4 protein-coding genes and 1 pseudogene are annotated in these 7735 nt (G+C 65.8%); 1 reads left to right on the plus strand and 4 read right to left on the minus strand.

Annotated elements, in window-relative coordinates; all coding sequences use genetic code 11:
- Position 1: 1 nt before the first annotated feature.
- The 3 genes from ACTJLD_RS40900 to ACTJLD_RS40910 form a co-directional block, all read right to left on the minus strand.
- Positions 2-3193, minus strand: a complete 3192-nt coding sequence (locus tag ACTJLD_RS40900; protein ID WP_440661725.1) for an efflux RND transporter permease subunit — start codon at positions 3191-3193, stop codon at positions 2-4.
- Positions 3194-3208: 15 nt separating this feature from the next.
- Positions 3209-4465: an efflux RND transporter periplasmic adaptor subunit gene (locus tag ACTJLD_RS40905; RefSeq protein ID WP_440661727.1), complete on the minus strand. Its 1257-nt coding sequence runs from the start codon at positions 4463-4465 to the stop codon at positions 3209-3211.
- A 231-nt stretch (positions 4466-4696) separates the two neighbouring features.
- Positions 4697-5581, minus strand: coding sequence for a LysR family transcriptional regulator (locus tag ACTJLD_RS40910; protein WP_440661729.1), 885 nt, complete (start codon positions 5579-5581; stop codon positions 4697-4699).
- Positions 5582-6176: 595 nt separating this feature from the next.
- Here ACTJLD_RS40910 and ACTJLD_RS40915 point away from each other — a divergent pair.
- Positions 6177-7145: an AraC family transcriptional regulator N-terminal domain-containing protein gene (locus ACTJLD_RS40915; protein WP_440661731.1), complete on the plus strand. Its 969-nt coding sequence runs from the start codon at positions 6177-6179 to the stop codon at positions 7143-7145.
- 105 nt (positions 7146-7250) lie between these two features.
- Here the strand turns inward: ACTJLD_RS40915 and ACTJLD_RS40920 are convergent.
- A pseudogene (locus ACTJLD_RS40920) lies at positions 7251-7735 on the minus strand (IS481-like element ISBcen26 family transposase); the annotation flags it as partial.

Genomic DNA, 7735 nt, shown 5'->3' on the forward strand with positions numbered 1-7735 from the left:
GTTACTGCCCCTTCGAATCGTGTGCGTCGCCGTGACCGCGCTGCAGGTCGCCCTGCACGAGACGCCAGGCATCGTCGACGTTTTCCGTCTCGCCGCTGAAGATCGCGCGAACCCGCACGAAGAACATCGGGATCATGAAAATCGCGAGGAACGTCGCCGTGATCATCCCGCCGATCACGCCCGTGCCGATCGCATGCTGGCTCGCCGAGCCCGCGCCGTTGCTGATCGCAAGGGGCAGCACGCCGAGCATGAATGCGAGCGACGTCATCAGGATCGGACGCAGCCGCAAGCGTGCCGCCTCGATCGCCGCGCGCACCGGCCCCATGTTCTCGTTCGCCTGCAACTCGCGCGCGAACTCCACGATCAGGATCGCGTTCTTCGCGGACAGGCCCACGGTCGTCAGCAGGCCGACCTGGAAGAACACGTCGTTCTCGAGGCCGCGCAGCATCGTCGCGAGCAGCGCGCCGACCACGCCGAGCGGCACCACCATGATCACCGAGAACGGGATCGACCAGCTTTCATACAGTGCCGCCAGACACAGGAACACGACAAGGATCGAGATCGCGTACAGGATCGGCGCCTGCGAGCCGGACTGGATTTCCTGGAACGACAGGCCCGTCCACGAGTAGCCGATACCTTCCGGCAGCTTGCTCGCGAGCGCTTCCATCGCGGCCATCGCCTGGCCGGTCGACTTGCCCTCCGCAGCCTGCCCCTGGATCTCGATCGACGATACGCCGTTGTAGCGTTCGAGCTTCGGCGAACCGTAGCTCCAGTGGCCGGTCGAGAACGCGCTGAACGGCACCATGCCACCGGCGCTGTTGCGCACGTACCAGATGTTCAGGTCTTCCGGGGTCATCCGGAACGGCGCGTCCGCCTGCACGTACACCTTCTTGATCCGGCCGTCGGTATCCAGGAAGTTGTTCACGTACTGCGACGCCCACGCGATCGAGAACGTCTGGTCGATCGCCGCAGCCGTCACGCCGAGCGCGTTCGCCTTCTCGCGGTCGATGTCGACCGTGTACTGCGGCGTATCGTTCAGGCCGTTCGGGCGCACGAGCGCCAGCGTGGGATCCTTCGCAGCCATTCCGAGCAACTGGCCGCGCGCGGCCATCAGCGCCTCGTGGCCGAGACCGGCGTTGTCCGTCAGCTCGAAGTCGAAGCCGGCAGCCGTACCGAGTTCGGGAATCGACGGCGGGTTGAACGGGATCACCATCGCGTCCTTGTACTGCGAGTAGTGCGCGAAGGTCCGGCCGATCAGCGCCTGCACCTTCTGGTCGGAGCGCTGGCGATGCTCGTACGGTTTCAGCTTCACGAACACGAGGCCCGCGTTCTGCCCGCGGCCCGCGAAGCTGAAGCCGTTGACCGTGAACACCGAGTCGACCACATCCTTCTCGGTCGTGGTCAGGTACGTGTTGATGTTGTCGAGCGTCTTGCCGGTCGTTTCCTGCGTGGAACCGGACGGCGTCTGCACGATCATGAACATGTAGCCCTGGTCTTCATCCGGCAGGAACGACTTCGGCAGGCGCACGAACATCACGCCGACCGCGATGAACACCGCCAGGTAGATCACGAGCCAGCGCCCCGAGCGCCGGATCACGTGGTTCACGCCGCCCGTATAACGATCGCGGCTGCGGTCGAAGGTACGGTTGAACCAGCCGAAGAAGCCCTTCTTCTCTTCGTGATGCCCTTGCGGAATCGGCTTGAGGATCGTCGCGCACAGTGCCGGCGTCAGGATCAACGCGACGAGCACCGACAGCACCATCGCCGACACGATCGTCAGCGAGAACTGGCGATAGATTGCGCCGACCGAACCGCCCGAGAACGCCACCGGCACGAACACCGCCGACAGCACCAGCGCCACGCCGACCAGTGCGCCGGTGATCTGGCCCATCGCCTTGCGGGTCGCCTCCTTCGGCGACAGGCCCTCCTCCGCCATCACGCGCTCGACGTTCTCCACCACCACGATCGCATCGTCGACCAGCAGGCCGATCGCGAGCACGAGGCCGAACATCGACAACGTGTTGATCGAGAAGCCGGCGAGGCCCATGATCGCGAACGTGCCGAGCAGCACGACCGGCACCGCGATCGTCGGGATGATCGTCGCCCGCAGGTTCTGCAGGAACAGGTACATCACGAGGAACACGAGCACGATGCCTTCGAGCAGCGTCTTGACCACTTCCTCGATCGACAGGCGCACGAACGGCGTCGTGTCGTACGGATAGTGGACGACGAGGCCGTGCGGGAAGTACTTCGACAGCTCCTGGACCTTGGCCCGCAGCGCCGTCGCGGTCGCGAGCGCGTTCGCGCCCGTCGCGAGCTGGATGCCGAGACCGGCCGTCGGCTGCCCCATGTACTTCGTGTCGAACGTGTAGTTCTCCGAACCGAGCGCCGCGCGGCCGACGTCCTTCAGGCGGACCTGCGAGCCGTCCTGGTTGACCTTCAGCAGGATGTTGCCGAACTGCTCGGGCGTGCGCAGCAGCGTCGATTCGGTGATCGTCGCCTGCAGCAGGGTGCCCGGCTTCGCCGGCGTGCCGCCGATCTGGCCGCCGGCGATCTGCACGTTCTGCTGCGTGATCGCCGCCGACACGTCGGTCGGCGTGAGGCTGTAGTTGGTCAGCTTGACGGGATCGAGCCAGATGCGCATCGAGAACTGCGAACCGAGCAGCAGCGTCTGGCCGACGCCGTTCACGCGGCTGAGCGGATCGAGCACGTGCGACGCCACATAGTTCGTCAGGTCCTCCTTCGACATGCTGCCGTCCTCGGAGTTGAACGCGAACCACATCAGCCAGTTGCTGCTCGACTTCGTGACCTGCATGCCGAGTTGCTGCACGACCTGCGGCAGGTTCGGTGTCGCGAGCGACAGCTTGTTCTGCACCTGCACCTGCGCGACGTCCGGGTTCGTGCCCGGCGAGAAGGTCAGCGTGATCGTCGCGTTGCCCGAGTCGTCACTGGTCGACGACATGTACAGGAAGTTGTCGAGACCGCTCATCTGCTGCTCGATCACCTGCGTCACCGTGTCTTCCACCGTCTTCGCGGAAGCGCCCGGATAGTTCGCCTGGATCTGGATCGTCGGCGGTGCGATCGTCGGATACTGCGCGATCGGCATCTTGAAGATCGATGCGACGCCGGCCAGCATCAGCACGATCGCGATCACCCACGCAAAGATCGGGCGATCGATAAAAAACTTGGCCATGAAACGGACTCCTTTTTATTGCGCGGACGACGCAGCGGTCGAACTCGCGGCAGCATTGGCGACGGTGCTTGCCGGCGCGGCGCCGGACGCATTCGCGGCGCTTGCCGGTGTGCCGGACGCGGCGTCCGGCGCCGGTGCGAGCTGCGCCGCGACGGTCTTCACGGTCGCACCCGGGCGCACCTTGTCGACGCCCTGCACGATCACGTGATCACCCGCTTGCAGACCGCCTTCGACCACCCAGTTCGGGCCCTGCATGCCCGTCGTCTTCAGCGGACGCGGCTCGACCTTGTTGCTGGCGTTCACCACCATCGCGATCGCCTGACCCTTCTGGTCATGCGTGACGCCGATCTGCGGCACCAGGAACGCGTTCTCGTTCACGCCTTCCTCGATCCGTGCACGCACGAACATGCCCGGCAGCAGCACCTTGCCCGGGTTCGGGAAAACCGCGCGGATCGTCACCGAGCCGGTGGTCTGGTCGACCGTCACGTCCGAGAACTGCAGCTTGCCCGGCTCCGAATAGGTCTTGCCGTCTTCCAGGATCAGCGACACCTTCGCCGCGCCCGGGCCGGATGTCTTCAGGCGGCCGCTCTGCACGTCCTGGCGCAGCTTCAGCCCTTCGAGGCTCGACTGCGTGAGGTCCACATACACCGGGTCGAGCTGCTGCACCGTCGACATCAGCGTCGCCTGGCTCGCCTGCACGTATGCGCCCGGCGTCACCTGCGAGATGCCGACGCGGCCGGTGATCGGCGAAACGACATCGGTATAGCCGAGGTTGATCTGCGCGGTATCGACCGCCGCCTTGCCGGCCGCGACGTCCGCCGCAGCCTGGCCTTGCGTGGCCACCGCGTTGTCGTAGTCCTGCTTGCTGACCGCGTTCGCGGCCACCAGCACCTTGTAGCGTGCGACCAGCGCGTTCTGCGTGACGAGGTTCGCCTGCGCCTTCGCGAGCGTTGCCTTTGCACTGTTCAGCGCGGCGATGTAAGGCGCCGGGTCGATCTTGTAGAGGCGCTGACCGGCCTTGACGTCGGTGCCTTCGGTGAATTCACGGCGCAGCACGATGCCGTCGACCCGCGCGCGGACCTGCGCGACGAGGAACGCGCTGGTGCGACCCGGCAGGTCGGTGAAGACCGGTACGGCTTGCGGCTGGACGGTGACGACGCCGACTTCCGGCGTTTGCGGCGGCGGTGCCGATTCTTTTTTTCCGCACGCGGCCAGGAAAACGGCGGCCGTTGCGGCAGTGATTAAGCGGTATGGAACCCGTTCGACGCGCATGGAGCAACCTCTCGCAAATAGACGACCTTCAATTGGAATCACCAGATCTCCTCGTAACCTGCACGCGCGGCCGGAATGCTGTCGCTTCCTGTTTGCCGCGGATGCGGTTGCGTATGTCGGGCGTTCGTTGCGCCCTGCGGAGCGTTCGTTCGTCGAACTGCTTCCGTGGAAAAAGCGTCATGAGCCCGCGGCACTGGCGGGCGGGCGTTGCCGCGGCGACCAACCGGGCCGCTAACTCGCGGGCCGGAACGCGGTGCCGGCGAATTCGATGAATGCCCGTGCAGCGGCCGGCAGACGCGCGGTACGCGCATGCGCGAGCTTCAGCGTGACGGGCGCGAGCGAGTGAACCGGTGCAACGCGCACCAGCGCGCCGTCCGCCAGATCGGCGTCGACGAGATACGCGGGCAGCACCGCGGCGCCCATGCCGGCCACGGCCAGCCGCCGTGCCATCTCGAGATGGCCGACGCCCTGACTGCCGCCGGGCGTCGCGTCGGGCCGGAACGCAGCCGCATCGTCGCCGCCGGCGACCGGCAGATCGAGCCGCACGGCCCCAAGATCCGGCCAGTCGCCCGACGCAGCCGCGCCGCCGTGTGCGGCGACATAACCCGGTGCCGCGACGCGCACGGATTCGTAAGAGGCCAGCGTGTGCAACGCGTGCGCACCTGTCACCGGCATGCCGTCGGTCAGGAACGCAACATCGATGTCTTCGGACGTCAGATCGACATGGGCGTCGGTCAGCGTCACGGTCGGCCGCACGTCCGGGAACCGGCTCACGAAACGATCGAGCAACGCGCTCAACTGGCTGAGCCCGAACGCGACCGGCGCGGCAATGCGCAGCGCACCTTCCGGCTTGCTGCCCATCGCGACGAAACGACCGTCGATCTCGTCGATCGCCCCGAGAATCCGTTCGACGCGCGTGAGATACAACTCGCCGATTTCCGTCAGCGACTGGTGGCAGGTGCTGCGTTGAAGCAGGCGTGCACCAAGGCGCGTCTCGAGCGCATCGACCAGCCGGCTCGCCATCGCCGTCGACACGCGCAGCCGCGTCGCCGCCCGGCGAAAACCGCCTTCCCTTGCCACCGTCACGAATGCCCGAATCGATTGAAGTTGGTCCATTTGTCCGGATTCCCCTGCGCGGTCGGCCGCCTGGACGCGCACACCCGCTGCCGCGTCCCGACCGACATGTGACGGCCCGGCCAATGCGGCGGCACCGACGCCGGCCACGCCGGATCGGTCGGCGCGCTCGCGCCGGACGCGCACCGGCATGCAACGGACGCAAGCCGGCCTCGGCTGGCCCGATGCACGAATATTCGAATAGCAGTCCTGAGTCTCTTGCAGCGATTCACAGCGGCAACGCCGGCGGCATCCGTCGGCCTGGCGACGCTCATACCTGCGTCGCCCGAGCGCACTGGAACACGTTTCTTTCAGCAGGTGCAATGGTATGAAAACCGCCGGAAATTGGCTTGCCTGATCCTGCGATTGTTTTGCCTTAATTTCCGAATTTGTGCGCTGCACACTGCGCAACCCTGGGCAATGCGGCCCCCGGCCGGGCAGATCCGGATGATCGGGCTGGTTTCCGACAGATTTAGGCAATCACGTGCGCGCGACTCGCCGTACGATGTGACCGCCGTGCCAGCCACCTGCCGGGACACCGACAGGAAATCGCAGTCGCGCACCTTGCACCGCTCCCTCGGTCATCCGCTCACGCAATATGGAAATCGACGCCCGAACGACGCCGCTACAGCGCACCACACCCGATCACGATCCTCAGTCGCCCACGGCCCGGCTCGCTGCGCTGATCGCCGCCTATGCGCCGCACGACGGCACGTTCGAACTCCCGGTGCGTGGCTTGCGCATCGCACGCGTGTCCGCGTCGCCGCCACACTGGAACCATGGCGTGCACCACGCGTGCCTGAGCATCGTCGGACAAGGCGCGAAATCGACACGGGTCGGCAACGCAGCCTACGTGATCGACGAATCGCGGATGCTGGTTACGACTGCCGACCTGCCCGTCACCGGCCGCGTGACGCGCGCGAGCCTGGCTGAGCCGTTCCTTTACGCACAACTGGAACTCGACCCGGCCCGCATCGCGGCGCTCACACCACGCGTGTTTCCGCGCGGGCTGCCGAAGGCCGTCGACTGCGGCGCACTCGACACGCACGATGCGCCGCCCGAAATCGTCGACGCCGTCGTGCGGCTGATGCAACTGATCGCACAACCCGACGACATCGACCTGCTCGCGCCGCTGATCGTCGACGAAATCCTCATCCGGCTGCTGCGCGGCCCGTCGGGTGCGCGCGTCGCGCAGGTCGGCCAGGACGACTCGACGACACAGCGCATCTCGCGTGCGGTCGCCTGGATCCGCGACCACTACCTCGATCCGATGACGGTCGAATCGCTCGCGCGACAGGTGGACATGAGCCCGTCGACGTTCCATCACCACTTCCGCGCGGTCACGTCGATGAGCCCGTTGCAATGCCAGAAGATGCTGCGGCTGCAGGAGGCGCGCCGCCTGATGTGCCTGTCGGCAATGGATGCGCAGCAGGCGTGCCGCAGTGTCGGCTATGTGAGCGCGTCGCAGTTCAGCCGCGAATACGCACGCCTCTTCGGCGATGCGCCGGGCCGCGATGTCGTGAAGCTGCGCGACCAGGCGGTGCCGCTATCCCGCGTCGCGCCGTAGGCCACGCACGTGACGTGCGTGGCACCCATGCACCGAACCAACGATGTTCGATATCGGAAGCAAGCACTTTCATATGGGCGTGCCAGTTGCCCGCGTATCCTTGGTCTAGCTGTGAAGCGTCAAGAGGTTGTTTCTCGACGCGGGAAGTCTGGCCATCGGCGCAACGCCGCCGATGGCGCTATGGGCACGATGCCAGTTGTAGTGGTGCTGCCAACTCGCCAAGGCTTCGATGCGATGGGCCGAGCTCTGGTATGTCCATGCGTAGGCCCATTCGCGTAACGCTGACTGGATGAAGCGTTCGGCCTTGCCGTTGGTCTGCGGACGATACGCCCGCGTAAATTTGTGCCGGATACCCATTTCCTGACAGGCTCGCGCAAACTCGTGTGAGCGAAACGCCGAACCGTTGTCGGTTAGCAAGCGATGCACACGCACGCCGAGTCCGGCGTACCAAGCCACTGCATCGCGCAGGAGCTGCACGGCACTGCGTTTCGTCTCGTCTGGATGCATTGCCGTGTAGGCAATCCGGGCGTGATCGTCCACTGCGACGAACAGGTACTCCCAGCCAACGCCGTCCACTGTATCGCGCCGAT

Origin of the sequence: Burkholderia sp. 22088 (genome assembly GCF_052045915.1) — a bacterium.
GTDB lineage: Bacteria > Pseudomonadota > Gammaproteobacteria > Burkholderiales > Burkholderiaceae > Burkholderia > Burkholderia cepacia.

What these genes read in the sequence shown, in the direction of transcription:
- ACTJLD_RS40900 (WP_440661725.1), bottom strand. Translation starts at nt 3,193, where the DNA reads ATGGCCAAGTTTTTTATCGATCGCCCGATCTTTGCGTGGGTGATCGCG.
- ACTJLD_RS40905 (WP_440661727.1), bottom strand. Translation starts at nt 4,465, where the DNA reads ATGCGCGTCGAACGGGTTCCATACCGCTTAATCACTGCCGCAACGGCC.
- ACTJLD_RS40910 (WP_440661729.1), bottom strand. Translation starts at nt 5,581, where the DNA reads ATGGACCAACTTCAATCGATTCGGGCATTCGTGACGGTGGCAAGGGAA.
- ACTJLD_RS40915 (WP_440661731.1), top strand. Translation starts at nt 6,177, where the DNA reads ATGGAAATCGACGCCCGAACGACGCCGCTACAGCGCACCACACCCGAT.